At 67.3% G+C, this 26,102-nt stretch carries 15 protein-coding genes and 1 tRNA gene; 11 read left to right on the forward strand and 5 right to left on the reverse strand.

Annotated elements, in window-relative coordinates:
* Positions 1-195: 195 nt before the first annotated feature.
* Positions 196-2,295 carry an AAA family ATPase gene (locus AC56LR_RS09225; RefSeq protein WP_497129712.1) on the reverse strand — a complete coding sequence of 700 codons (2,100 nt, stop codon included), beginning with the start codon at positions 2,293-2,295 and terminating at the stop codon, positions 196-198.
* 147 nt (positions 2,296-2,442) lie between these two features.
* Between AC56LR_RS09225 and AC56LR_RS09230 the strand changes: the two genes are divergently transcribed.
* The 4 genes from AC56LR_RS09230 to AC56LR_RS09245 all read left to right on the forward strand — a co-directional run bounded on the left by AC56LR_RS09230 (position 2,443) and on the right by AC56LR_RS09245 (position 5,247).
* The gene (locus tag AC56LR_RS09230; RefSeq protein WP_497129713.1) at positions 2,443-2,718 is read left to right on the forward strand and encodes a hypothetical protein; all 276 of its coding nucleotides are present in this window, start codon (positions 2,443-2,445) and stop codon (positions 2,716-2,718) included.
* Positions 2,718-3,725, forward strand: a complete 1,008-nt coding sequence (locus tag AC56LR_RS09235) for a helix-turn-helix transcriptional regulator (RefSeq protein WP_497129714.1) — start codon at positions 2,718-2,720, stop codon at positions 3,723-3,725. The genes AC56LR_RS09230 and AC56LR_RS09235 overlap by 1 nt, the downstream gene beginning before the upstream one ends.
* Positions 3,726-3,826: 101 nt before the next feature.
* Positions 3,827-4,327, forward strand: coding sequence for a putative molybdenum carrier protein (locus AC56LR_RS09240; protein WP_497129715.1), 501 nt, complete (start codon positions 3,827-3,829; stop codon positions 4,325-4,327).
* Positions 4,324-5,247 carry a hypothetical protein gene (locus AC56LR_RS09245; RefSeq protein ID WP_497129716.1) on the forward strand — a complete coding sequence of 308 codons (924 nt, stop codon included), beginning with the start codon at positions 4,324-4,326 and terminating at the stop codon, positions 5,245-5,247. The genes AC56LR_RS09240 and AC56LR_RS09245 overlap by 4 nt, the downstream gene beginning before the upstream one ends.
* Here AC56LR_RS09245 and AC56LR_RS09250 read toward each other — a convergent pair.
* The gene (locus tag AC56LR_RS09250; protein ID WP_497129717.1) at positions 5,231-6,094 is read right to left on the reverse strand and encodes an SIR2 family NAD-dependent protein deacylase; all 864 of its coding nucleotides are present in this window, start codon (positions 6,092-6,094) and stop codon (positions 5,231-5,233) included. The genes AC56LR_RS09245 and AC56LR_RS09250 overlap by 17 nt on opposite strands.
* Before the next feature lie 191 nt (positions 6,095-6,285).
* Here AC56LR_RS09250 and AC56LR_RS09255 point away from each other — a divergent pair, with 191 nt between their 5' ends.
* The 7 genes from AC56LR_RS09255 (at position 6,286) to AC56LR_RS09285 (ending at position 20,744) form a co-directional block, all read left to right on the forward strand.
* Positions 6,286-8,100, forward strand: a complete 1,815-nt coding sequence (locus AC56LR_RS09255) for a hypothetical protein (protein WP_497129718.1) — start codon at positions 6,286-6,288, stop codon at positions 8,098-8,100.
* A gap of 195 nt (positions 8,101-8,295) precedes the next feature.
* The gene (gene recC / locus AC56LR_RS09260; protein WP_497129719.1) at positions 8,296-11,760 is read left to right on the forward strand and encodes an exodeoxyribonuclease V subunit gamma; all 3,465 of its coding nucleotides are present in this window, start codon (positions 8,296-8,298) and stop codon (positions 11,758-11,760) included.
* Positions 11,757-15,404 (forward strand): exodeoxyribonuclease V subunit beta, encoded by a 3,648-nt coding sequence (gene recB, locus AC56LR_RS09265; protein ID WP_497129720.1) that lies wholly within the window; start codon positions 11,757-11,759, stop codon positions 15,402-15,404. The genes recC and recB overlap by 4 nt, the downstream gene beginning before the upstream one ends.
* Positions 15,401-17,353, forward strand: coding sequence for an exodeoxyribonuclease V subunit alpha (gene recD / locus AC56LR_RS09270; RefSeq protein WP_497129721.1), 1,953 nt, complete (start codon positions 15,401-15,403; stop codon positions 17,351-17,353). Before recB ends, recD begins: the two co-directional genes overlap by 4 nt.
* Before the next feature lie 85 nt (positions 17,354-17,438).
* Positions 17,439-19,223, forward strand: coding sequence for an McrB family protein (locus AC56LR_RS09275; protein ID WP_497129722.1), 1,785 nt, complete (start codon positions 17,439-17,441; stop codon positions 19,221-19,223).
* A complete protein-coding gene (locus AC56LR_RS09280) occupies positions 19,220-20,593 on the forward strand; it encodes a 5-methylcytosine restriction system specificity protein McrC (RefSeq protein WP_497129723.1) in 1,374 nt (457 codons plus the stop codon). Before AC56LR_RS09275 ends, AC56LR_RS09280 begins: the two co-directional genes overlap by 4 nt.
* A gap of 77 nt (positions 20,594-20,670) precedes the next feature.
* Positions 20,671-20,744, forward strand: a tRNA-Cys gene (locus AC56LR_RS09285).
* Between the two features lie 54 nt (positions 20,745-20,798).
* Here the strand turns inward: AC56LR_RS09285 and AC56LR_RS09290 are convergent.
* From AC56LR_RS09290 to AC56LR_RS09300, 3 genes are all read right to left on the reverse strand, one after another.
* Positions 20,799-21,143 (reverse strand): four-helix bundle copper-binding protein, encoded by a 345-nt coding sequence (locus AC56LR_RS09290; protein WP_497129724.1) that lies wholly within the window; start codon positions 21,141-21,143, stop codon positions 20,799-20,801.
* Positions 21,144-21,293: 150 nt separating this feature from the next.
* On the reverse strand, positions 21,294-23,084 hold the full coding sequence (locus AC56LR_RS09295; protein WP_497129725.1) for a hypothetical protein: 1,791 nt from the start codon (positions 23,082-23,084) through the stop codon (positions 21,294-21,296).
* A gap of 12 nt (positions 23,085-23,096) precedes the next feature.
* The gene (locus AC56LR_RS09300; RefSeq protein ID WP_497129726.1) at positions 23,097-26,090 is read right to left on the reverse strand and encodes a caspase family protein; all 2,994 of its coding nucleotides are present in this window, start codon (positions 26,088-26,090) and stop codon (positions 23,097-23,099) included.
* Positions 26,091-26,102 lie beyond the last annotated feature (12 nt).

Below are 26,102 nucleotides of genomic sequence, written 5' to 3' on the forward strand. Positions count from 1 at the left end.
GATAGAAGGTGGTGAGACGCCAGCGTCTCACGAACAGATGACCAAGCGCTTCAATGCACCAAAGTACAGGAGAGACGAAAACTACGAATCTCACTTGACAGTCATCATAGAAGGGTGGGCAAGTCCCTTGCCCACGCTACGGTTCTCACTAATTGACCGGCATTAGGGCATGGCGCTTCCTGCTGGTGCGAATGATCAGCGCAGGAAGCCGATTGCCGACGCCACCGGCGCTTTCAGCGTGCACTCCTGCGCAAGTGCCTGGACGAAGGCCTCCGTCGAGGTGATCGGGCGGAAGCGGTGCTGGCGGACCACGGCCGCGAAGTCGCCGGGAGTGAGATTGCGCAATGCACGCAAGCGCTCAAGCCCGGCCGCGGTCGCCGGCGCGAGTTCCAGGCTTGCCACGTAGCGTGCAAGCAGCAGCGCCGACTGGTCCGGCAGCAGGAAATCGAAGCACACCTTCAAGTCGAACCGGCGCAAGGCCGCGGGATCGAGGCCGCCCATCAGGTTGGTCGACGCGATGAACACACCGGAGTACGCCTCCATGCGGGTCAACATTTCATTGACCATCGTTACCTCCCATGACTGGCGCGCATGGGCGCGGTCCTGCAGGAAGCTGTCCACCTCGTCGATCAGCAGCAGGCCGTTTTCGCTTTCGGCCCGGCGGAACGCGGCGGCGATGTTCTTTTCGCTCTCGCCCACCCATTTCGAGATCAGGTCGGACGCCGTGTACAGCAGGAGCGGCATTCCCAGGCGTTCGGCAAGCCAGCGGCCATAGGCAGTCTTCCCGGTGCCCGGCGGGCCGTACAGGCACAGCCTGGCACGACGGTTGGCGGCCAGCCCGTCGGCAAGCTGCAGCATGTCGGTATCGGCATTGAGCAGCGCAGCGTCGTACTCGGCCGGCAGACGCGCCGCATCGCCTTGCCGCAGCGAGTCGTGTCCCTGGGCTTCGAGCGATTGGTCGATCAGGAATTCGACGGCGCGCGCCGCGCCTGCGGAATCGAGCCGGCTCCCGATCGTGCGCACCACATCGGCCGCGCGGCTGACCACCGCCGGCGCCAGTTGCGGCGAGGACGCCACGCGCCGGATGGCGGTATCGTCGAGCACCCCGGCGCAGGCCTGGCGCACGATGCGTTCACGCTGCTGGCGCGGCGGCACCGGCATCTCGATCACCATGTCGAAGCGCCGCAGGAAGGCCGGGTCGATGCCGTCGATCGTGTTGGACAGCCACAGGGCCGGGACGGAATTTTGTTCCAGCGTGCGGTTGAGCCAGGCCTTGCGCTTTTGCGCCGTGCTCATGCGGCCGAACAGCCGGTCGCCGTCATTGAAGACATCTTCCACTTCATCGAACAGAATCATGGCATTGCGTTCGCCGAAAAAGCTTTGCGCGGCGCGGAAAGCACGAAGGCGCCGTTCGCCCAGCACCGGATCGCCGTCGGAATCTTCACTGGCCACTTCGAACAGTTCGCATTCCAGTGCTTCGGCCAGCGCGCGTGCCAGTTCGCTCTTGCCGGTGCCTGGTGCACCATGCAGGAAGATATTCACGCCCACGCGTCCCGTTGCCAAGGCCTGCTCGAGGTAAGGCGTCAACAGCGCCAGGGACTGGTCGAGATGCCCGTAGTCGGACAGCGCGAGCAGCGCCGGCGTACTGGGCCTGACCGTGTCCTTCAACAGGGTCAGCGGGTCGGCTTCTCCGCCCAGGATCAGGTCTGCAAAACTGTCGGACAGCAGGTCGAGCTTGCCGCGCAGGTAGCCGCTGCTGCCGCGGTCGATCGACAGCAGGCCGGAGCGGGCCAGCACACCCTGCGCACCGAGCGCGCTTTGTACGCATCGGCGGTCGAGGGCAAGCACGCAGGCCAATGCCTCGACGACCTTGAGCGTATTGAGCTGCCCGAGGATATCGCCGCAGTCGTCGAGCACCCTGTCGTGGTGGATCAACGCCGCAAACTCGAGGATACGGCAGTCGACCTCGGACAGCCCGACCAGCTGCGACAGCCGGGCCATGTTGGAACGCAAACCAGGGGGCGGTGCAAGCTGTGGTGCACGCGCCTCGGCTGCCGCGTGCAGCTCGCGCAGCTGGGTGCGAACGGCAGCGCTGTCGAAGTCCAGTTCGTCGTTGTCCAGCCAGTCGCCCACGCCAAGGCGCCGTGCTACCGAGTCCTCCGAAAAGCCGTTACGCAAGACAAACTCTTTATGAGCTGACAAGGGAACGAGGATGCGCAACATCCAAAGCTCGGCAATGGAGTCGATCTCCTTGAGCGAAGGATATTGGGAAGCGCTGCGACGACGGGTTTTCATGAAAATCCTCCTTGAGAGCTACTCATCATAACGAGGCATGCGACAGCCTGTGTCGCATGCATGAACCCCCATGTGTTCCGATGGCAACATTTTTGGTAACATGGCACTCCAAACCGACAAGAGGCGCCGACAAGCACGGTGCATGGCATGCCTGGACTGATTGAACATATCGATGCGATCGCGCGTGCGAAGAAGCGCGCCGCGCTGTACCTGGAATTCCCCTACCTCGGGCAGGTCTATCTGGACGTGCCGTATGACGAGGCCCTGCCTGAGTACCGCATGCAGCGCGATTTTCTCGAGCTGCCGGATGAAACGATGCGCCAGCCCGGCGTGCGTTTTTGCGTCATGCCGCTGGACTACGCGATGCACAATGCCGGGCATGACGAGCCCGGGTACTGGAAGCGCTGGGCGGAGATGTTCTGATGGCGACCAACCAGCAGTCGCTGCTGCGCCAATGGCATATGCTGCGCATGGTGCCGCGTGCACCGGCAAGGATTTCGGCCAGCGAGCTGACCACCCGCTTGCGCGCATCCGACTTCCCGGTAGCCAAACGCACCGTCGAGCGCGACCTCCAGGAATTGTCCGCGGTCTTTCCCATCGTCGCCGACACGCGGGACCGGCCTTACGGGTGGAGCTGGCTGCGCGAGGCGTCGAGCTTCGACCTTCCCGGCCTGACGGTGCCGGAAGCCTTGACGCTCGCGCTCGTCGAGCAGCATCTGCGCCATCATCTTCCACCGGTTACCGTGGCCGCGCTGCAGCCGCATTTCCAGTCCGCGGCCCGCACCTTGTCGACCGTGGGGGATTCGGCGCCGTCGCGCGCATGGCTGGGCAAGGTGCGCAGCGTCGCGCCGCAACAGCCGCTGCTCTCGCCGCGCATGGACGAGGAGTGCCAGCGCCTGGTATACCTGGCGCTCATGCAGGACCGGCAGCTCAAGCTGCACTACCAGAAGCGCGACGCCGACCTGCCGACCCTGTACGCCGCGGTTCACCCGCTCGCGGTGGTGCAGCGTGGCGGCCTGGTGTACCTGGTGTGCATGTTCGGCGACTACGAAGACGTCCGGACGCTGGCGCTCCACCGCGTCAGGCAAGCCGAGGTCCTCTACGACCCGTGCCGTGGCAAACAGGACTTCGACATCGACGCGTACATCGCGTCGGGCCAGTTCGGCGTGATTGCAGGCGCGCCCATCGGCTTGCGCGCCGTGTTCCAGCGCGCCGCCGGCGAGCATTTGTACGAGACCCCGCTCAGCGCCGACCAGGTGCTCACTGCCGGCGCCGACGGACGCCTGCATCTGAGCGCCACCGTGCCGAACACACGTGAACTCGTGTGGTGGCTACTGGGATTCGGCGACGGCGTGGTGGTCGATGAGCCGGCCGGCCTGCGCCAGGAAATCGCCGGGATCGCGGCGCGGCTCGCCACCGCCTATGCATGACCGGAACCGCGCACGCAACGGGGCCGCCGCGGCGCCGTGCGACAGCTCCTGTCGCAGGCCTCGATAGACTGGGCGCCTGACGAGAACGGCATGGAGGACGGATGGATGATGTGTATGTGACGGCGGACGGTTTCAGGATCGTCTCGGGTGGGCAAACAGGCGCCGACCGCGCCGGGCTCGACTGGGCAATCGGCAACGGCCTGCGCCATGGCGGCTGGTGCCCCCGTGGCCGGAAGACCGAAAACGGCGTTCTGCCCGAGGCCTACCTGCTGACGGAAACGCCCGGCGCCGGTTACCTGCAACGCACCGAGTGGAACGTGCGCGACAGTGACGCGACCCTGATCTTCACTCTCGACGATCGACTCGACGGCGGCTCGAAGCGCACTGCGGCGTTCGCGGACAGCCTGGGCAAGCCCTGGTTGCATGTCCGCCCCGGCGTGCACCCGAAGTATGTCGCGCGCTTCCTGCTGCGGCACGGTGTCGCGACCCTGAACATCGCAGGCAAGCGCGCATCGACGGCGCCCGGTATCGAGCAGTTCGTGCACGAGATGTTGTCGCAGGCCGTGCGTGTGAACCAGGTCCCGGCTTGCGCGCAGTCATGATGAATCGCGACCTGGACGAATTTGTCCGTTGCGAACTGTCGCAGTTGAGCGCCGGCGCACATGCGCACGACGCCGAAATCCCGCTCCCGCGCCGCCTGTTCTATCCGTGCGATGCGGCCGAACTGGACGTCGCAATGCGCAGTAGCGCCATTCCCGCCATCGAATGGCGCCTTGGCCTGGATGGGCCTCTGGTCCATTACGGTGTCGGCTTGGTCCGCTCGTTCCTGGGCGCCGCGCCCGAGCCGACCGGTGACGGGCTGCGGCGCCGGTTCCGGGACGATGTTTCCACGCATTTCGATCCCCGCGGGACGCACTTCGACGGCTTTGTCTGCCGCCTGTTCGACCTCGGTAACGGCAGCCCCCAGGACGGCTTGCCGGGTTACGCGCTGGGCATCCCGGGCGACGCCCTGGCGGCGCACGGCGGGACGGCTGCCGGCCCAGGGGCAGTGCGCCTGGCCAGCGCCATTTATTCGGGCGAGCGGCAACGCGCCATCGTGGAGGCCCTGTATCGGCGCTACGAGAACTATCTCGTCACTGCGGTCGAGCGCTTCGGCGAAGGCTGTGCGGACGAGGTGTCGGCAGCCTGCACCGACCGCTTCCGCCGCGATATCGGGGCCTGCATGATGCGGTTTCGCGCCCCGGGCCTGTCCGGCGAGCGCGAGTGGATCGCCGTCGCGCTTGCCGGCGACGATGGGCGGGCGCAACCGGTCCGCTTCGACGTCCGCGCGAACCGCCTGGTGCCTGTCCTTGCCCTCGACCTCGCCGCGCCCGGCCTGCCTCGCGGCAGACGCTCCCTTGTCGACGTCATTGCGGTCGGCCCCTCGCTGCCGTCTGGATCGACGCGCGAAGCCTTGCAGGCTTACCTGCGCTGGCAGGGCCTGCCCGGTGTCGCGGTCGTGGACTTCAACGCCTTGCCGTAAGCAGGCGGTCGATGGCCGACAAGGTGGCCAGTGCGCCCCCTGCGATGCCCACCCCGCGCCCTGGTCCGACCTGCGGTTCGCGTGGATTGATGCGGACCAGCGCCGTATTCTCCCGTCGGGCCAGCCGCTCTGAAAAATGCCGGACCGTGGGGATGTCGAGGCCGGCGCCGATCTCGATGACGACCGGGCGCCGGACCCGCTCGATCCAGGCCTGCCGTGACAGCGCCTGCCGCGCATGCGCGGCGTCGATCCATTCCGAATCGTTGAACATGAGGATGTTCGGCCGCGCCAGTGAGCCGCAGTGCGGGCACAGCGGAAGTGGGCTGACCAGTTGGCAGCGCGCGCCGTCGACGACCGGGACGTAGCCTGAAGCGGGCCATACAGCGTTGGAACATGGCCGAAGGCATTGCAAAGCGTGGATGGACCCGTGGCATTCATCGATCTCTCCGGCCCCGAATCCTGCCCGCAGAAAATGACCGTCCACGTTGCTCGTGAACACGATGCCGGCGAACGGCTTCGATGCGGCCCAGCGCCTGAGCAGCGCATAGCCGGCGTGCGGAGAGGCCTTCCGGTACAGGGCCAGCCTGTGCCCGTAGAAACCCCAGGCGCGCCGCGGATGTTCGTAAAACGCTGCGGGGGAAGCTATATCCATGAACGCGATGCCGCTCGCCGCCAGCGCCGGATAGGCTCGCCAGAATCCGGCGTTGCCACGAAAGTCCGGCAGTCCCGAGTCCACACCCATGCCGGCGCCGGCCGCGATCACCAGGCCGTCCGCCTGGTCGATGAGTTCGGCCGCACGCGCCACGGCCAGCGGATCGGCCGGTTTCCGGCAGTCGGGGTCATCCATTGTATATTCCTCTCGGCCCTGGTTCACATTGCCCGGTGTGCTGTGGCGGCACCGGAGCGGCGCGCCCAGTATCGCCCGGTCCGCGACAAGCGCTGTCGCGGGCGCTCCGGGCAAACCTCGCCTCGCCATGCGACGCCAGTTGTCGCCGGCCCCGTCACACTGCCGGCTGATCGTTCTGCCGCCCCTCCATCATGCACGCTCCTCTTGCCGACCTGTCGCTTTATTTCTCCCGATGCATGCATTGGGTCGCGCGCGACTTCGCTTGCGGACCGCTGCGGTTCCTGCTGATGCATGTGACCGCGGATCCGGCCGGTGTGCTCGAGGATAAAGCGGACTGCCGCTCCCTGGCTTCGGCGCGCTGCGTGCTGCGCAGCGGAACGGTCTATGCGATCGGGTTGCAGGGGCCCCGTGACGCACTCGCGGGAGCGTGCGGCGTCCTGGCCCGTACACTGCCGCAACATGGTTATGACGAAAGCTTCTTCGCCGGCCTCGACCGGGAAATCGCCGAGGCCTTGCGGGCGGCGGGGTATGGCGCGGTCCGGGCCCGGCTGGAGAGGAACGCCGCGGTGCGCCCGCGCCCGGTCCTGGCCGCCGCCCAGGTCGAATGGATGCTGCTGACCGTCGCCACCCGCGTGCGGGCCGCGCGCGGCGAGGATCCACCGGCCTGGCGGGACGATGCAGGACGCGCTCCGTCCGATCCCCGGAAGGACGGAGAGGATCCGGCAATCGGCGCGTACGAGCAGGTCCTTGACGTCCACGCGCTTGCCTACCAGGCGAGCGCCCGGACCGTCTGCGGCCTTGCGCTTGACCGCCTGGCGGTATACAACTTCGTCGCGGCGCGCCCTGGCCGCAGCCGCTACCGGTCCCAGGCCCTGCGTGCGTCGCCGTGGCTGCTGCCGATGCTGACCGCACCCGGGCGCGGCCGCATCTTGCGCGAGGTGGTGGCCATCCGCGCGGCGATCGATGAGGCTTTGCCTTTGTACGAGGCCGTTGCCGACGCCTTCGACGCGTCGCGCGAGGTGGTTCGATGGTTGAGCCGCAGGCCGCTGCCCGCCACCTGGCAACTCAACGAAGTGCGCTTGCGCAGGTTGCTCGCCGCGCTGTCGTGGCTCCCGCCTGAACGCCGCCCCGGGTCATGCGCGCAGTTCGAGGAGCTCGTGCAGCTGTGCACCACGCTGGCCAAGGTCTTCCGTTTTCACGACCATGGCGATCTCACCACGCCGGCCTGGTCGGCGCGTCACGGCCCGTGCATGCGGCGCTGGCTGGCCGAGTGCCTGCAGCCGGGCCGGGTGCAGGACGCGATGCGGCGCGACCCACGCGGATTTGCCGCCGACTGTGCCGATGCGTCCGACTTCGTGGGTACGCTGGTCGAGGCCGCGCAGGACCGGCATGGCAGCGAAAACGAAGCCGCTGTGGCTTGTACGATGCGCTGGGCGGCCGGGATCAGCCTGCGGCGCCTGCTGGAACTGTCACGGCAGTGGCACGCGCACGTCGTTCGCGCGGCGGAGGCGCCGGTCGACCGGGACGTCGTTGCGAACTGGCCTGCGGTTCTTCCCGAATCGATGCGGTTCGGGGAGAGGACGGTGGTCGAGCTGACGGACAGCGCTCGGCTTGCCGCGGAGGGGCGCTTGATGAGGCACTGTGTCGGCTTGTACGACCAGGCCTGTTACCGGGGCCACAGCGCCATCGTCTCGCTGCGCGAGGCATCGGGCGCGGTGCGTTCGACCGCCGAGCTGCGGCTGGTCGAGGAGGGCGGCATGCGCGTCGCCGTCGAGCAGCACCGGGCTGCGGAGAACCGGGCGCCGGACGGCGAGTGCGCGCGCGCGCTCGAGGCGCTCGTGCGGCACCTGAACGCCGGCAGCGCCGAGCCGCTGCTGCGCGCGCGCAGCCTGTTCCAGCGCCAGCACCGGGAACGGCAGCACCGTGAGCAGCGCGGGCGTCGAGGGCAGGCGCACGAGGCCGCGTGGCGCCTTGCCGGGTGTGACCTGGACCGGTTCGCGGCGTGAAGGCGCAAGCGGACCCGTCGCTTTTGTCTCGAATTGGCCTCGTCAGACTTTGCTCTTGGGAAATTTTGTTACATAATTAGATCGGTATGAATTTTAGTGCAGTTCGGGCAATCGACTGTTGCCTGATCCCGGCGGGGATGCGCGTGCGTGCGCTTGCCGCCACATCGTCGTTCCCCCTTCTCATATTGCAGGCATATGGCATCAAATCTCGCTCCCGGTTTTCTCGCCATCCACAGTGACCGGATGGAGCATCTGCGTGATACCGTCTTCGGCTGGCTGCAAGCGAACCCCTTGCCACCCCTGGACCAGGAAGTTTTCCTGGTCCAATCGAACGGTGTCGCCGAGTGGCTCAAGATGTCGATGGCCGACCGGATGGGCGTCTGTTCCGGGGTCCAGGTCACCTTGCCCGCGCGTTTCCTGTGGCAGGCCTACCGCCAGGTGCTCGGCCCGCGCCAGGTGCCGCGCCATTCTCCCTACGATCGCCAGCCGCTGACCTGGCGGCTGATGCAGCTGTTGCCTGCGCTGCTGGGGGAGCCTGGCTTTGCCCCGCTGGCGTATTTCCTGCAAGACGGCTCGTTCGAGCGGCGCCTGCAGCTGGCCCGGAAACTGGCCGACCTGTACGACCAGTACCAGGTCTATCGCGCCAACTGGCTGGCGGCGTGGGCCGACGGGGAAGAGGTGCTGATCGACGCCAACGGACAGCGGCTGGCGCTGGCCGCGGACCAGTGCTGGCAGGCGCGCCTGTGGCGGGCGCTGCGCGAGGCATGCGCCGACGAGCTGCGCGCAAGCGGGCGTGCGGACGTGCACCGCCAGTTCGTCGACACGCTGCAGGGCGGCGACACGGCGGCGGCCGGCAGGCTGCCTTCGCGGGTCGTGTTGTTCGGTGTGGCGTCGCTCCCCTACCAGACGCTCGAAGCGCTGGGCGCGCTGGCCCGCCATAGCCAGGTCATCGTGGCGGCGCCGAACCCGTGCCAGTACTACTGGGGCGATATCATCAGCGGCCGGGAACTGCTCAAGGCCCAGCGCCGCCACCAGCCGCATTCTCCGCGCAGCGGCAGCCTGGCGCAGGTTCCGTTCGAACAGATGCATGCACACTGTCATCCGCTGCTGTCCGGCTGGGGGCGGCTGGGACGCGATTTCATACGGATGCTGGACGAATTCGACGACGTGCATGCGACGCGACGTGCGTTTCCGCTGCTGCGCGTGGACGTGTTCAGCGAAGGGCAGGGCACCACGCTGCTGGGCCAGGTGCAGGCCGCGATCCGCGAGATGCAGCCCGTACCGGGAGAACACGAGGCACGGCCCGTCCTGTCCCCGTCCGACACCTCGATCTGCTTCCACGTGGCGCACAGCGCGCAGCGCGAGGTCGAGATCCTGCACGACCAGTTGCTCGGCATGTTTTCGGAGAACGCGGCCGGCGGGCGCGAGCTGCATCCACGCGACGTGATCGTGATGGTGCCCGAAGTCGACAAGTTTGCGGCCGCGATCCGTGCCGTGTTCGGCCAGTACCCGCGCGGCGATCAACGCCATATCCCCTTCGAGATCGTCGACGTGTCGTCGCGCCGCACCGATCCGGTGCTGGTGGCGCTCGACTGGCTGCTGCGGCTGCCGCAACAACGATGCTTGCAGAGCGAGGTGCGCGACCTGCTGGACGTGCCCGCCATCGCGGCACGCTTCGGGATCGCGCAGCACGACCTGCCGCGCGTGGCGCAGTGGGTCGAAGCGGCAGGGGTGCGCTGGGGGCTGGACGGGGAGCACCGGGCGGCCCTGGAACTGGCGTCGGCGGGCGAGCAGAACGCCTGGCTGTTCGGCATGCGGCGCATGTTGCTCGGCTACGCAAACGGCGCCATGGAGCATTACGACGGCATCGAGCCTCTGGCGCAGGTCGGTGGCCTGGACGCCGCGCTTGCGGGATCGCTGGCGCGGCTCGTCGACAGCCTCTCGACCTGGCGGCATGAGCTCGCGCGCCCGCGCAGCCCCGCCGACTGGGTTGCGTGCGCCGGGCGGCTGCTGCACGCCTTCTTCAGGGCCACCGACGAGGACGATCGCCTGACCCTGGCGCAGCTTCACGGCGCGCTGCAGGCTTGGCTGGCGCACTGCGACGGCGCCGCCTTCGGCGATCCGGTCCCGGTCGCGATCCTGCGCGAAGCCTGGCTCGGGCCGCTGGACGACAAGGCGCTGCACCACCGCTTCATTTCCGGCGGCGTAACCTTCTGCACCTTGATGCCGATGCGCGCGCTGCCCTACAGGGTCGTCTGCCTGCTCGGCATGAACGACGGCGATTTCCCGCGTCGTGGCCAGCGTGCCGACTTCGACTTGCTGGCCCTGCCGGGGATGGCCCACCCGGGAGACCGCTCGCGGCGCGAAGATGACCGCTACCTGATGCTCGAGGCGCTGCTGTCGGCACGCGACCGGCTCTACATCAGCTGGGTCGGCAAAAGCGTGCGCGACAATAGCGCGCAGCCGCCGTCGGTGCTGGTGGCGCAACTGCGCGATTACCTGAAGGCCGGTTGGCAGGGGCTGGACCTGGACCGGCTGACGGTCGAGCATTTCCTGCAGCCGTTCTCGCGCCATTATTTCGAGCAGGAGAGCTTGCGCACCTTCGCGACCGAATGGCGGGCCGCGCACGACGGTGCGGCCGGCAGCGCACCAGCCGCCTTGCCGGCCTATACGGAGGAGGGCGCCGCGGCCTTGAGCGTCACCGAGCTGGCGTATTTCATGAAGCAGCCGGTCAAGCAATTCTTCCGGCGCCGCCTGAAAGTCCAGTTCAGGGAGCATGCGCTCGCCGGCGTCGATGACGAGCCGTTTGCGCTGAACAAGCTCCAGGCTTACCAGATCGGCCAGGAGCTGCTTGCCGACAGTGGAACTCCAGAGCCGCAGGATGAGGTTCGGCAGCGCATGGCCGGCAGGCTGGCGCGCATGCAGCGCGAGGGGCGCTTTCCGATAGGCCAGCTGGCGCTCAGGCTGCAGGACAAACTGGTGGAGGAACTGGCCCCCGTCCGGCTGGCATGGCTGGCGCTCGACCAGCGCCTTCCGCGCAGCGCCGACAAGGTGCGCGTGACGCTGCGTTGCGCCGGCCTGGCGCTCGAGGACTGGATCGACCAGATGCGCGAGGAGGGCGCCGGCAAGGCATGGATGACGGTCACGGCGAGCCGGGTACGCACCGGCAAGGCCGTCAAGGTCGACAAGAAGCAGCTGCGCCCGGAGAAATTGGTCGATGCCTACGTGCGCCAGCTGGTACTGGCCGCGCAAGGGCAGGCCGTGACGGGCTACCTGGTGGCGCGCGATTGCATCGTCGAGTTTCTCCCGCTGGGGCAGGCCGAGGCGCAGGCGCGGCTCGATATCCTGACCGGGCTGTGGCGGCGCGGCATGGATGCACCCTTGCCGACCGCCTGCCGGACTGCGCTTGCCCTGCTGGCGAAAGGCGCTGGCGACGCACGCAAGGCCTTTGACGGTTCGGGCTTCGAGATCGAGGGCATGAAGGCCGAGCGCGCCGAGCCCTGCCTGTCGCGTTTGTGGGCCGATTACGGCGAGCTCGCCGCCGAGCCGGAATTCGAGGACGTGTCCGAAGCGCTGTACCGCCCGCTGCTCGACTGGATTGCCTGCAGCGTCCAGCCCCATCCCCTGAACCACGTGTTTGAACAGGCCTGCGCCGAATGAGCCATCGACTGAACCCGCTTTCTTTCCCGCTGCATGGGACGCGCCTGATCGAGGCCAGTGCCGGCACCGGCAAAACCTGGACCATCGCAGCCTTGTACGTGCGCCTCGTGCTCGGCCATGGCGACGCCCGGACCGGGCTTGGACGTGCTCTGCAGCCTGCCGAGATCCTGGTAATGACCTTCACCAGGGCCGCAACCCGGGAGCTGTCGGACCGCATTCGCGAGCGCCTGGTCGAAGCGGCGCGGTGCTTCCGCGGCGCATCTGCACAGGACGCCGACCCCTACCTGGCGGCGCTGCTCGACGAGTACCGCGGCGATCCGGCCGGCCGCGAGCAGGCTGCCTACCGCCTGGCGCTTGCTGCCGAGGCCATGGACGAATCGGCCGTCTCCACGATCGACGCCTGGTGCTACCGGATGCTGGGCGAACATGCCTTCGACAGCGGCGCCCTGTTCGACGAGGAGCTGGTCGAGAGCGAGCGCGCCTTGTACGGCGTCGCCCTGCGCGACTATTGGCGCAGCCACGTGTACGCGTTGACGAGCGAGCAGTTCGATCAGGTCCCCGGCCGCTGGCGCGACCTGGGCAGTTTCGACAAGGCCGTGCGCGGCCTGGTCGAACGGGCCAGCCTGATCGAGCAAGCGCACTTGGGCAAACCCCTGTCGGACGTGCTGGCCCTCGCCGCGCAGCACATCCTGCGGCAATGTCCGGATCGGCAGGTGTGGGCGGAGCACGCTCGCCTGATGGAAGACTGGTTCAGGCAGCACGAAGGGCGCATCAACGCCAACATTTACCAGCCGGCGACGGTGGATCGCTTCTTTGCGGCACTGCGCGAGTGGGGGCGCAACGACACCCAGGCCAGGCCGGGGGCCGGTTTTTACGCCAACGACGCGTGGTCGAAGTGGGAGACCGGCAAACTGCTCGGCGCGCTCACGGGCGCCCCCGATACGCCCGTGCCGGCCGGTTTCGCGCAGCTCCCCGAGCTCAAGCGCCAGTTTGACACATTGCCGCCGATCGCCCCATTCGTGCTCGCGCATGCCGCCGGCGCGATTGCCGCGCGCATGCAGGAACTCAAGGCGGCCGCACGCACCTTCGGCTTTGCCGACATGCTCGCGCGCCTGAAACGGGCATTGGAAGGCGAGAACGGCGCAGCCTTGCGAAGCCGCATCCTGGCGCGCTACCCGGTTGCCATGATCGACGAATTCCAGGACACGTCGCCTGACCAGTACGCCATTTTCGACATGCTCTACAAGGTGTCTGGCAATGATGCGTACACCGGCCTGTTCCTGATCGGCGACCCGAAGCAGGCGATCTACGGTTTCCGCGGGGCCGACATCCACAGCTACCTGGCGGCGCGCCGCGCCACCGAAGGGCGGCATTATTGGCTGGCGCGGAACTTCCGCTCGACCACCCCGCTCGTGAGCGCGGTGAACCAGCTGTTCGCGCACGCCGAAGGGCAGGGCGGGCAGCCGGGCCATCCGAAAGGCGCATTCGGCTTTCGCGACGGCGGGCACAACGCGCTGCCCTTCCTGGCGGTCGAGGCCAAGGGCCGGGACGAGCGCCTGGTGCGCGCCGGCGCTGGCGTCCCGGCGATGACCATCTGGGCCGGCGCGGCCGACGGCTACGAGAATGCCGACGACATGCAGTCGCAATTCGCAAGCTGCTGCGCGGAACAGATCGTCGCCTTGCTCAACGATGATTCGGCCGGGTTCGACTCTGCGCAAGGAATGCGCCGTCTTGCGCCTGCCGACTTCGCCATCCTGGTCAAGGATCGCTTCGAGGCCGCAGTCATGCAGCGCGCCTTGCGCGCACGCGGCGTGCCGAGTGTCTACCTGTCCGACAGCGACTCCGTATTCGAGAGCGAGGAGGCAACCGACCTGCTGCGCTGGCTCCAGGCGGTCGCCAGCCCGCTCGACGCCTCCCTGGTGCGCTGCGCGCTGGCCACGCGTACGGTCGGCATGCCGCTGGCCGCACTGGCTGCGCTGACGACGGATGACCTGGCGTGGGAGGCGCGGGTTGAACAGCTCAAGTCGTTCAAGCAGGTATGGCAGCGTCACGGAGTACTGGCGATGCTGCGCCGGTTCATACATGAATTGCAGCTGCCCGGCCACCTGCTGGGCAGGCGCGACGGCGAGCGCAGCCTGACCAACCTGCTGCACCTGGCCGAACTGCTGCAGCGCGAGAGCCAGCATCTCGATGGCGAGCAGGGCCTGGTACGCTGGCTCGGCGAGCAGATCCAGAATAGCCTCGAGGTGGGTGAAGAGCACATTCTGCGCCTCGAAAGCGATGCGCAACTGGTCAAGATCGTGACCATCCATAAATCCAAGGGCCTCGAATATCCGCTGGTGTTCCTGCCGTTCGCCGCCGCCTGCCGGCCGGTCACCGCGCAGAAGCGGACCTACCTCGAGTACATGGACCGCGAAGCCGGCTGCCGCAAGATCGATTTCGGGCTTTCCGACGAGGTCTGCGCGATCGCCGACCAGGCCCGCCTGGAAGAGGACATCCGCCTGCTGTACGTCGCGCTGACGCGGGCGCGCCATGCCGTCTGGATCGGCGTCGCCGATGTCGGCGGCAAGTGCCGGCTATCCGCCTTCGGCTACCTTGCCGCCGGCGGCATGGCGCTGCCCGCGGCAGAACTGAAAGCCGCGCTCGGGCGGATGTCGGGCCGCTGCGAGCACATCGAGGTCGTCGACGTGCCTGCGGCAGCGGCTGAAACCTCGCTGTCCCGTACCGGCCGGTTGCCGCCGCTGCGGCAGCTGGAAGAATTCCATTGCGAGTTCGAGCGCAACTGGTCGGTGGCGAGCTACTCTGCCATCGTGAAATCACTCGGCCGGGCGCGTTCGCCGGCCACGCAGACCGAGCAAAAAATGTCGGAACAGACCGGCGCCGCCGCCACGCCGGACGTCGCCGGGCCGAGCGCCTGGCATCGCTTTCCGCGCGGCGCCTTGCCCGGCCTGTTCATTCACGAGATGCTCGAGTGGATGATGGATGAAGGCCTGGAGCAGGTGGACCAGCCATCCTGCCGCGAACAGTTGCGTGCACGCTGCGCCCGCGGTGCGTGGCAGGGCTGGCAGGACGAGGTGGCGGACTGGATGGTTCATGCGGCGGGAACGACGCTGCCGCCGCTGGGAACGTCCCTGTCGCGCCTGGGCCAGGCGCGCGCCGAGACCGAGTTCTGGCTGCCGACCCGCGGCTTGCAGACGCTCGAACTCGACCGGCTGTGCCGGACGCACCTGCTCCCCGGCCTGGCGCGGCCTGCGCTGTCGGAGCGGCAACTCACTGGCATGCTGCACGGTTTCATCGACCTGGTGTTCGAGCACGACGGACGCTACTGGATCCTCGACTACAAGACCAATGCGCTCGGCGGCGACGACAGCGCTTACCACATCGGCGCGCTGCAGGCGGCGGTGGCGGACAAGCGCTACGAAGTGCAGGGCGTCATCTATCTGCTGGCCTTGCACCGCATGCTCAAGAGCCGGCTCGGGGCGTCCTACGACCCGGCGCGCCAGCTCGGCGGCGCGCTGTTCCTGTTCCTGCGCGGCGTGGGCAACCATGTCACGCGCGGATGCTGTCCCCTGGTTGCCGACCTCGTCCTGCTGGACAAACTCGATCGCCTGCTTCCCACCGCCCAACTGGAGTGCGCCCGATGACGGCTGCCGTTTTACTCGATGAACTCGACGCCTGCGCCGACGATGGCGTCCTGCGCAGCCTGGGCTGCGCGTTTGCGCGCTTCATTGCGTCCCTGGCCGAGACGCCGCCGTGCGTGCTGCTGACCTGCGTGATCCTGTCGGAACTGGAGAGCCGCGGCGACACCTGCCTGTTGCTGGACGACCTGGTCGAGGAGCCTTGCGCACGCTTGAACCTGTCTCCGGAACACTGCGCGCGCCTGCATGCGGCCATGGGGGATTTTCCCGGATCGCGCCAGGCCTGGGCCGACGCGCTCACCGGTTGCGCACAGGTGTATGCACCCGGCAAGGAGGACCTGAGCCAGCCCCTGGTTCTGGAAAACGGACGGCTCTACCTGCGCCGCTTCTGGCGCGACGAGCGCAGTATCGCGCGGCTGGTCGCGCAGCGCACGGCTGCGCAGCGGGAAGTCGATCCGGCGCAGACCAAGGCTTTGCTCGACCGCTTGTTCGAGCGCACCCCGGGCGACACGGAGCCGGACTGGCAAAAGATCGCCTGCGCCGTCGCTGCGCGCAGCACGCTCTCGATCATCACCGGCGGTCCAGGCACCGGCAAGACCTACACCGTGGCGCGGCTGCTGGCGCTCGTGCATGCGCTGGCGCCCGATCCCGGACGCTTGCGCTTCGCACTGGCCGCTCCCTCGGGCAAGGCCGCGGTCCGGCTGAAACAGTCGATCGACCAGGCGCTGCAGGGCCTGACGGACGTGTCCGGCGGCGGCATCGACGTGGCGGGCCTGATGGCGAGCCTGCCGACGGCGCGTACCTTGCATAGCCTGCTGGGTGCAAACCCTGCCACGCGTTCGGTGCGCCACCATGCAAGCAATCTGCTGGAGGTTGACGTCCTGGTCGTCGACGAGGCGTCGATGGTGCACCTGGAAATGATGGCGGACTTGCTCGAAGCACTGCCGCCGACCGCCATGCTGGTGCTACTGGGCGACAAGGACCAGCTGTCGTCCGTGGAAGCCGGCGCCATCCTCGGCGACCTGTGCGAAGGCGCGCAATACGGACGGTTTGCGCAGGCCACCGCCGACTACGTGTGGAATGCTTGCGGGGAGCGCTTGCCCCAGGAAATGGTGAGCGGCGGGACGCCGCTGGCCCAGTCCACGATCATGTTGCGCAAGAGCCGCCGCTTCGGGGGCGCGATCGGCGCTCTGGCGCTGGCCGTCAACGCCGGCCAGGCGGACGCAGCCCAGGCCATCCTGCGCCAGGAGGACCGCGACGCCGTGACCTGGCGCGAGCGCGCCCGCCCCGGCGATATTCTCGATCTCGCCCTGGCTGGCCGGCCCGGCGCGGAAGGGGGCTATGCGACCTACCTGAAGCTGGCACAGGCTGGCCCGGCAGCGCAGGACGCAGCCGGGCATACGGCCTGGGTCAGCACGGTACTGAACGCCTTCGACAGCTTTCGCGTGCTGTGCGCGGTGCGCCAGGGAGACTGGGGCGTGGAGGGCGTGAACGGGGCGATCGAACAATGCCTGGTGCAGCAAGGCCTGATCGTGCGCAGCGGCGAATGGTATGCGGGCCGCCCGGTGATGGTCACGCAAAACGATTACGGCGTCGGCGTGTTCAACGGCGACGTCGGCATCGCGCTTCCCGACGCCAGCGGCGAGGGACGGCTGCGCGTGTACTTCCAGAGCGGAGAGCGGGTGAGCAGCGTGTTGCCCACGCGGCTGCCGCATATCGAGACGGCGTACGCGATGACGGTCCACAAAGTGCAGGGTTCGGAATTTGCCCACACCGCCCTCGTGTTGCCTGCGAAGCCGAACGGCGTCGTCGTACGCGAATTGATCTATACCGGCATCACGCGCGCACGGCAGTGTTTCACGCTTGTTACGCCCGATGCCCGGCAGCTTGCCGACGGTATCGGCCGGCAGACGAAGCGCGTCAGCGGTCTGCGCGGATTCATCGGCGGCATGTGAATGAGCTCGGCAAATTTTCTTATGACCCCACAACATCAACAAGGTTCAACATGGCAGTAGATCAGAAAACAGCCGGTATCCCGGAATGCACGCTCAACGAAATTCACGTGGGCGCCCGCCGCATCGCCGCCGCGCGCATGCCGATGCCGGAGGCGCGATGAGCCGGGCAGGTGAGGGGGACCGGGACGCCCTGAAGCAGGACTGGGACGACTTCAAGCGCAAACCGCTCGACGAGCGCGTGGCGGAGGAATGGCGCGCGTTTCTGGAATGGAAAAACGAACACCCGATCGGCACGATGGCGCTCGAACGCTACACGGCCCTGCTCGCGGAAGGCGGGGGGACCTATTTCACCAACCTCATCGAGCGCAAGACCGCGCATTGCGGGCGGTTCCGGGCCGCCAGCAGCGCCAGCTACGGGATCTATCGCACCTGGGCCAATGACGGCAGCGGCGACGACGCCCCGGTGTTCTCGATTCCGTCGTCGAGGAAGGGGCGCGCAAGCAAAGAGCGGGAGCTGATCACCAATCCAAGGGCAAGCGGGTATTTCGAGACGGAAGTTCGTCCCGTGCTCGCGGCGCTGTCCGCTTATGAAGACCTCGAGCAATGGCGCCCGCTGGACATCAACTTCGCCCGCAAGGTCGCCTACATGTACAACCCGCAGCGCATGCTGGCGCTGTACAAGAGCGAAGTCATACGCAGGATCGAAGGTTTTCTGGGCATCCAGGAGACGCGCATTGCCGGTTACAAGGACACGGCGGCGATCAAGAGCAGGCTCACCGAAGCATGGGACGTCGGCACGGAGGACACGTGCTCCTGGAGCATCGATGAACTGCGCGAATGGGGGCTGGACGACGACGGCATTCTCCTGACGCGCGAATTCGAAGTCAGCCAGAAGATGTCGGCCTTCCTGTACCTGCGCTTCGGCGCCACCCTGGACTTCGAGCACAAGAACCAGGTCTTCCACGGGCCGCCGGGAACCGGCAAGACGCACCGGGTCACCGAAGCGATCGCGCAGCGCGCCATTCTGGAAAACCGCAGTGTCGACGCGATGAGCAGGATCGTGCAGTTCCACCCGAGCTATTCGTACGAGGACTTCATCGAAGGACTGAAACCGGTCAACAGCCCCGGCGGCGGCATCGCCCTCGTCCATACGCCCGGCATCTTCATGCGCTTTTGCGAGGAGGCGATGACGGCCCTGCGCGAGGACCGGAGGGCCAGGGTAAAGCATCCCCGGACCTTCTATTTTGTGGCCGATGAAATCAACCGGGCGGAATTGTCCCGCGTGCTGGGTGAAGTGCTGGTTTGCCTGGAAGAGTCCAAGCGTATCGACTTCGACAGCGACGGCCAGGAAACCGGCTTGCGCGTCACCACCCAGTATGGCTACATGGCGGCCCAAGCGAACACCGGCGAGGCCCGGCCCGGCTTCGGTGTGCCTGCGAATCTGTATTTCATCGGTACCATGAACGACATCGACCGGAGCATCGACAGCTTCGACATGGCGCTTCGCCGGCGCTTCGCCTGGGTGAAAACCGGATGCGACTACGAAGTGATCCGGGAATCGGTCAACGCCGACCCGCACGCGGAAACCTATGAAGCCATGTGCAAGGAACTGAACGCCTTCATTCGCGACAAGCTCCAGCTGGGAGAAAGTTATGAAATCGGCCAGGCCTATTTCATGACGATTGCCGAGCGCGGGATCTCCGAGTCCGCACTGGGCGATCTGTTCGACACACGGATCGGGCCGCTGTTGCACGAGTATCTGCGCGCAGAGCACAGCCCCAAGGAGATCAAGGACAATCTGAAGCAGGCTCGCGATATCTTCTCGCTCAATGCAGCGGCGAGGCGGGGCGGGCGCGCAGCCACCAAATGATCAGGCTGCCCGACAATTGCCAGTGGCTTGCGCTGTCAGGCCTGGGGGCGGCGAAGGACAGGGCGGGGATGCTCACCTTGGGCACCTACCTGGCCGGCGGCAACCGCCTGTTCTCGTTCCACGACGCGGACGCGCAGCGGCGCGGCAACCGCAAGCGCGAAGACGAACTGATTGTCGCCTTGATGGACAAGGCCGGCGAGGGGCAGGCTGTCCAGACCGGTAATTACGTGGGCCGCTTTACGTTCCAGAAGCTGCAGTTCGATATCCGCTCGCGATTCGGTAACGCATTCATGCAGCGGATGCTCAATTTTGCCAACGATATCTACGTCGACGATGGATTCGCTGCAGCCGAGCGAGTCGATGCCGGGGAGGCCGATTACGCGCGCGCGCTGCTTTACATGATGTTCGTCCAGGCGCTGGAAAAGGCGTTCTTGCTGGGGCTGCCGAAAGCCTACCGGAGTGTGCAGCACCACGGGCTGGCGCTGCGCGGACGCATCGACATACCCCGCTTCGTCCGGCACGACCTGCCTTTCACCGGCAAGGTTTCCACCATCGCGCGCGAACAGGCGCCCAGCCAGCCCATCATCGATGTCTTGAACAAGGCAATCACGGTCATCGACGGCGGCGGAGACGGCGGCAGTCAGATGCTGCAGCGCATTGCCCATGTCAGGACGCAGCTGAATCAACTGCGCTCGCACCAACCCGTCCGCCGCGCGACAATCGGCAAGGCGAAAAACGACAAGGCGCTGCTCAACCCGGTGTTTGCCTCGTACCGGAAAGTGCTCGAACTGGCCGAGATGATCATCGAACTCGAATGCGCGCGCGAATCCAGCGACGGGAATACCGCCACGCCGGGCTTCCTGATCAATGTGGCCGACTTGTTCGAGATTTACGTGGGCAAACTGCTGGCGCGCCATTTTCCGGAGTGGCGGGTAGGATCCCCGGCGATCCTCCTGCATACGGGCCGGTTTTACCAGCGCAACATCATTCCCGACATCGTCATGGAGCATGCGGACGGGGAGCGCATCGCGGTGCTCGATACAAAATACAAGCGCATGCATTTTCGCGGACGCGACCAGTTCGGCATGGGCGACGTCGACCGCGAGGACTTTTTCCAGATCGCGACCTACATGAGCCATTTCACGCATCTGCCCGGCAAGCGCCTGGTCCTGGGTGGCCTGCTGTATCCGCTCGCCACCCAACCTCAGGCCGAGCTCTGCTACGACCGCTGGATGGGGAACGCGCAGACCTCGTTCATCGTCGATGGGGTCGTCGTGCCGGAAGCGGCCGAGGCCAGCTTCGCCGAAGTGGTCGCCGCGGAGGGAGAGTTCGTCGATCGCCTCGCGCGGCTTCTCGACGAAGGGCAGTGAGCCATCGGACGCCTTATATCGATATGCATTTGACGACGCACATGGACGGCCGGAGGGGCCGGCCTAGAATAGGTTCTGGCGAGGTAGCAAAGAGGTTATGCAACGGCCTGCAAAGCCGGAGAGACAGGTTCGATTCCTGTCCTCGCCTCCAGTTTCAACGGGCCCATCCGGGCCCATTATCGTTTCCGCCGCTCTTCACTCCGGCTCAGATATGCCGTTCTTTCGCATGCTTGTCGCACTCGGCGGCGCAGCGCTCGCAGGCGGCCTGGCAGTCGGCGCAATGCCGGTGCATCGCGGCGTGCTGCGCGCATTTCGCCGCGCAGGCGCGGCAGATGTGGGCGCACAGGGCGCAGAAATCGCCATGGTGGCTCGATCCGCGCGCCAGCACGTTCAGGGTCGCGGTGCAGATGTCGGCGCAGTCGAGGGTGATCAGCGCGCAGTCATTCCTGCCCTCGCGTATGTCGGCGGCCGCACAGGCCTGGCAGGCCCGCAGTGCGTCCTCGCAGGCTTCGATGCACGACTGGATATTGGCTTGTTCCGATCCGCTCATCACGCGTCTCCTTGTTGGGTTGATAATAGACAGATCCTGGCGCAATGGTTTCTTGCCGAGCGTCCGATACCATGGTGAAACCTTGCCAGGCGCCGGACGCAAGCTGCCGGCTTGCCCCGGCGGGGCGCGGCATCATTGCTTTGCTCGTCCTCACTGGTGCAGGATCTGGAACATCGACTTGCGCATCCGATAGCGCTTGCCTTCCAGGCTCCAGTAGCGCCGGCCCGCCTTTGATGCCATGAAGGCGAGCCGGCGCGCCGGCCGGTCCTTGCCGACCGCGCTCTTGGACACGATGTAGCGGATCGCGCCGTCGGGACCGAGGATCACGGTCGCGCCCCCGAACAGCGCATAGGCAGGCTGGCCGCCCCGAGCCGGCACGATGCAGCGCTGGGTGATTTCCGCCACCAGGTCGAACACGATCTCGCGGTCCGGCCCGATCCTGCGCGAGGCCCGGATCGAGGCGACCTGCGGCAGTTCCGCACTGGCGCCTTCCAGCCCGGGCGCGCCTTCAAGCGTCAATCCGAATTCCTGCAGATGCTCCGGCCGGGTGGCGAATTCGCCCAGTATGGCGGCCTGCCTTTCCAGTTCCCGGGCGCCGGCCGGGCAGGCCGGGTCGCTGCCGAAGCGCAGGTGGGCGAAATCGAGCTCCTCGATGGGACTGAGCGCGAGCCGCGGCGCGCGCCACAGCAGCGCATGTTCGGACAGGGTGCCGACGTCCTCCGGGTAGATGCGGCGCTTCATGAAGGCATCGACCAGCGCTTCGCGATAGGCCCAGGGGTCGAGCGGCACCAGGTCGTGGTCGGCCGTGACCAGGGCGCGCAGGTATTCGCCCAGGTGGATGTCGACCGGCGGGCAGTAGTCGATCGCGCGGATGACCAGGGCCTGGAACTGGCGCGCGAGGCTGGTTGCGGCTTCGGTCAGCAGCTCGGCCAGGTCGTGGGCCAGTTCGCCCGGCGGCAGGATGCCGCTGCCCTTGCTGGCCAGGCGCCGCAAGCGTTCGGTCTTGCGCCGGAACACGGTGAGGTAGGCCTCGAACACGGCGCCGGCCAGCACGCTGCCGATCTCGTGGGCCTCGGCGTCCGGGTCGTAGGCCCGTGCGCTCATCACGTCGCGCACATACTGCCTGCCGCTGGCCATGCCCAGTTGCTGGCCCAGCACGCCCAGCAGGCTGGACTCGTCGAGCATCCCGTGCGACTTGCGGATGGCGACCGCGACCACCTCCTTGTAGCGCATGCGCTGGAAGATCGTGACCAGGTCGCAGAAGCCTTCGTGGAAGCCCGCCACGTCGGGGCCGGTCGGGATGCTGAAATTCGACCGCAGGCCGTCCAGCAGGGCATGGGTGATTTCGTGCGCGACGACGTCGTGCGACAGGCAGGCGAACACCGTCTCGCCGGGCAGCGCGCGCGCCGAGCGGGTCGAGCCGGGCATCGCGACATAGCCGAAGCCGATGCAGCCTTCGAGCTTGTCGTAGTAGGCGTTCGCCGCCCGGAAGGCGAACGGACGCAGGTGGAGCAGGTGGTCCTCGCCGCGCGGCCTGAAGCCCCAGGACAACTGGCGCCCGAGCGCATCCCGGAAGCTGGCGCAGACGCTGCTGCAGACGGCATACACCATCTGCTCGTGGAAGCGCGGGTCGGCGGGCGAGGGATCGTAGCCGTCCTTGAGCAGCACGTGCACGTCGTCGAGATCGGCCTTTTTGTAGAGCACCGCCTGGCCGTAGTCGTAGCCGTCGACCTTGAACAGGCGTCCCTGCGGGCCCGGCTCGAGCGGCTCGTAGGGCACCTCGATGCAGGCGACCGATCCTTCCAGGCGCGAGGCGGTCGGGTCAAGCGTCAACACGCGGAGCAGCCGGTACTGCGGATCGCTGGGCCGCCGCCGGTAGGCCGCCGGGATCGGGCGGGTTACCGACGGGGCGATACGGTAGCGCAGCGCGTGCGCGGCCATGAAGCTCACCCCTCAGTGTGGCGGTCCGTATTGCTGGAGCAGCTGCTTCATGCCCTGGATCAGGAGCTGGGCCTCGCCGCTCCACGCCGGCCGGGAAGCGCCCATCGCAGCCTGTGCCTGCAGCGGCGCGAGCAGGCCGAGCGCCGCAGCTCCTTCGCTGCTGTAGAGCCGCGGCTGCTGGCGCGGCGAGGGGCCGAATTCCTGGGTGACCAGGCGCGCGAAGTCGGCGTTGCTGATGCTGCCCGGGCTGCCCGCCATGCGTCCCAGCACCCCGGTCGCGCGCAGGGTGAATTCTCCCTGGCCGCGGCTCTCCCAGGCCTTTTCGCTCGACAGGCAGGCCGCGAACACGACTTCGCGCATGCGCGCCGGGCCGCGCGGGAGCGTCCGGCCCTGGGGCGCGCCGGCGCGGTAGCGCCGGTGGGCGTTCTGCAGCTCGGGACCGGCAACGATGAAGCGCGCGCGGTCGCCCGGGTCGTGGGCCGTATTGCTGGGGTTCTTGCCGACCCCGAAGCGCGAGGCCGTGCCGGAGTGGCAGCAGTCCATGAAGCAGGTCAGGTTGACCCCTTCGGGCAGCAGGTCGAAGATCCGGCCGATGTCGTCGTCGAGGATCAGGGCGCCGGTCTCGTAGTCCACCGGGCAGATCGCCTCGTCGTCGGCGGGCGTGTCGCCGCCCGCCTCGTCGCCGCCCAGGTCGATCACCGTGGTGCCATGCCCGGCATACTGGAACACGATGACGTCGCCCGGCCGGCTGCCCTGCACCAGCTGCCTGAGCTGCTCCAGGATCGCATCGTGGGTGGCATGCTCGTTGAGCAGGGTGGCGATGTCCTCGAAGCCGAGCCGGCCCAGGGTGCGCGTCCATGCCTCGACGTCGGCCAGGCAGCCGGTGAGGGGATAGGTCGGATAGCGGTTGATGCCCACGCACAGGGCGCGCCGGCGCCCGCCGCCCATGGCCGACGCCTGGAGTACAGTTGCGGCGCCGGGGTAGTAGCCGCCCCCATTGCCGCCGTTGCCGCCATTGGCGTGCTGGCCGCTGCCCGGGACCGCCTCGGCAACCAGGGCCGGGGCGGGGCGCAGCAGGATGTCGGTCGGCAGCGCGACTTCCAGGTTCCAGGCGTCGACGCCGCGGCCGCCATCCAGGCCCGGGCGGTATTCGACGATGCGGTCGGCGTCCGAGCGCGCCAGGATGCGGCGCGCGATGCTGCCCATGGTGGCGGGGTCGTCGTCGAAACCGCCATGGGTGCCGGAGCGCGATGCGCTGCGGCCCTGGTCCGCCGCGGTTTTCGACCAGACCACGTCGGCCGCCGGCGGCCTGCCGTCCAGGCCGAACAGCGCAATGAGCTCGCGGTCCGCGCGCAGGCTTTCTTCCAGTCCCAGTAACGGCGTGCGGCGCTGGGGCTCGAGCGCGTGGTGGATCAGGTAGAGCAGCGACTTGCGATAGATCCCGGCGCAGTTGTCATCGAGCTCGTAATCCTTGTGCATGGCGTAGACCGTCAGCTGTTTGACGCCCGGCTGGTCGGGTTTGAGGAAACGGGCCAGCGTCGCCTTGAACAGGTCGGTGCGGATCGCCGGCGCCATCAGGTGTACCGACTCGAAGGGACCGGCGCCGAACTGCAGTACGCGGGGAATGAAATAGGCCTGGAAGATCGCCCCGGCGCTGTGGCCGACGGCATGCAGTTCTACTCCCTCGCGGTGCAGCCTGCAGAAATCGCGCAGCTTTTGCGCGACATAGCAGGCGCCGCCCTGGAAGCGGCCGTCGCCCTCGTTGCCGTTGCCGATGACATCCAGGGCCGACGCGCGTTGCGCGCTGAGCTTCATGGCGCCCCAGACGTGCTGGCCCTGCAGGGCCCGCACCCCTTCCTCGATCAGGGGATCGGTCAGCAAATCGAACACGTCGCGCGGCACGCCGCGGGTGGCGCCGTCGCGCACCCGCCGCAGCAGCTGGCCGATGGTTTCAAAAGCGCCGGTCTCCCACACGAAGTAAAGCGGGTAGATATTGTTGGCCATCCACCAGTCCACGCTCTTCTGGGCGATCGCCAGGCCTGCCGCCTCGTTCACCAGGCCGCCGTGGGCCTGGACCACGATCCGCAAGGGCAGCTCGAGCGCCTGCGCGCGTTTGAACGCGGCCTCCAGGTGCTCGCCGAAGATCGCATCGACGTCGCCCTGCGAGGTCGTGTACTCGCCCTCGTCGGAGAGTTCGCCCATGGTCAGGTTGACCAGGTGCGGCCGCAGTGCGGCCAGCTGGGCCGCCGTAGGGCCGGCCCGGCGCGCGGCGCCGATCTCGATGGGGCGGTCGGCGCGCATTTCGCCCTCGTCGATGCCGGGCGCCGCGCGGGTATGGGCGCAGGCCTCGGCATCCTCGGGATCGCGCTGCGATGCCGGCACCCTGCCGAGATCTTCCAGCGCCTCGGCGATGCTGCGGGCGTCCGGGTCGTCGATGGCTTCGTCGGCGAAGGTGGCGCTGCGGCTGCGTGGTCCCCATTGTTCGGGCTGGTCATGCTCGCGCTGGACGTCGGCCAGGATCGCGCGGTAGTCGATGCTGCTGCCGGGGCAGGACTTGCTGGACAACATATTGTGGAACATCAGGCTGCCCGGCGCCAGGCCGAAGCGCTTCTGCACCAGGGCGATCACCTTGATGACGGCATCGCGCTGCGGGCCGTCGAAGGGGTCGCAGCCCTTGTCGAAGTCGCCGATCATCTCGAACATGAAGGGACCGGCGTGGCTGTCGCCGTTCTGCCCGGTGGCGCTGGCCGGCGCGGCATTCCAGTTGCGTCCCAGCCAGATGAAGCCTTGCGGGTCGATCGTGATGTGCTGGGCGATGTCCGACCATTTGTTGTGCTGGGTGTGATAAGTCCACATCGAGACGATCGACTCGTGGCCCCTGAACTGGCTGTGGTTCGGGCGCCAGGTATGGTGCATGTGGACGGCGTTGATCTTGCGGGTGAAGGGGAAACGCTGGAGCAATGTGGCGAACTGGTCCAGCGTGAGCCGCTTGAACGGGGCGGGCATGAGCGTCCTCCA

It is taken from the genome of Telluria sp. ZT3P39 (genome assembly GCF_059685935.1).

Bases quoted from the DNA above. Each gene is read 5' to 3' on its own strand.
- AC56LR_RS09225 (WP_497129712.1), bottom strand. From the start codon at position 2,295: ATGAAAACCCGTCGTCGCAGCGCTTCCCAATATCCTTCGCTCAAGGAG.
- AC56LR_RS09230 (WP_497129713.1), top strand. From the start codon at position 2,443: ATGCCTGGACTGATTGAACATATCGATGCGATCGCGCGTGCGAAGAAG.
- AC56LR_RS09235 (WP_497129714.1), top strand. From the start codon at position 2,718: ATGGCGACCAACCAGCAGTCGCTGCTGCGCCAATGGCATATGCTGCGC.
- AC56LR_RS09240 (WP_497129715.1), top strand. From the start codon at position 3,827: ATGGATGATGTGTATGTGACGGCGGACGGTTTCAGGATCGTCTCGGGT.
- AC56LR_RS09245 (WP_497129716.1), top strand. From the start codon at position 4,324: ATGATGAATCGCGACCTGGACGAATTTGTCCGTTGCGAACTGTCGCAG.
- AC56LR_RS09250 (WP_497129717.1), bottom strand. From the start codon at position 6,094: ATGGATGACCCCGACTGCCGGAAACCGGCCGATCCGCTGGCCGTGGCG.
- AC56LR_RS09255 (WP_497129718.1), top strand. From the start codon at position 6,286: ATGCACGCTCCTCTTGCCGACCTGTCGCTTTATTTCTCCCGATGCATG.
- recC (WP_497129719.1), top strand. From the start codon at position 8,296: ATGGCATCAAATCTCGCTCCCGGTTTTCTCGCCATCCACAGTGACCGG.
- recB (WP_497129720.1), top strand. From the start codon at position 11,757: ATGAGCCATCGACTGAACCCGCTTTCTTTCCCGCTGCATGGGACGCGC.
- recD (WP_497129721.1), top strand. From the start codon at position 15,401: ATGACGGCTGCCGTTTTACTCGATGAACTCGACGCCTGCGCCGACGAT.
- AC56LR_RS09275 (WP_497129722.1), top strand. From the start codon at position 17,439: ATGCACGCTCAACGAAATTCACGTGGGCGCCCGCCGCATCGCCGCCGC.
- AC56LR_RS09280 (WP_497129723.1), top strand. From the start codon at position 19,220: ATGATCAGGCTGCCCGACAATTGCCAGTGGCTTGCGCTGTCAGGCCTG.
- AC56LR_RS09290 (WP_497129724.1), bottom strand. From the start codon at position 21,143: ATGAGCGGATCGGAACAAGCCAATATCCAGTCGTGCATCGAAGCCTGC.
- AC56LR_RS09295 (WP_497129725.1), bottom strand. From the start codon at position 23,084: ATGGCCGCGCACGCGCTGCGCTACCGTATCGCCCCGTCGGTAACCCGC.
- AC56LR_RS09300 (WP_497129726.1), bottom strand. From the start codon at position 26,090: ATGCCCGCCCCGTTCAAGCGGCTCACGCTGGACCAGTTCGCCACATTG.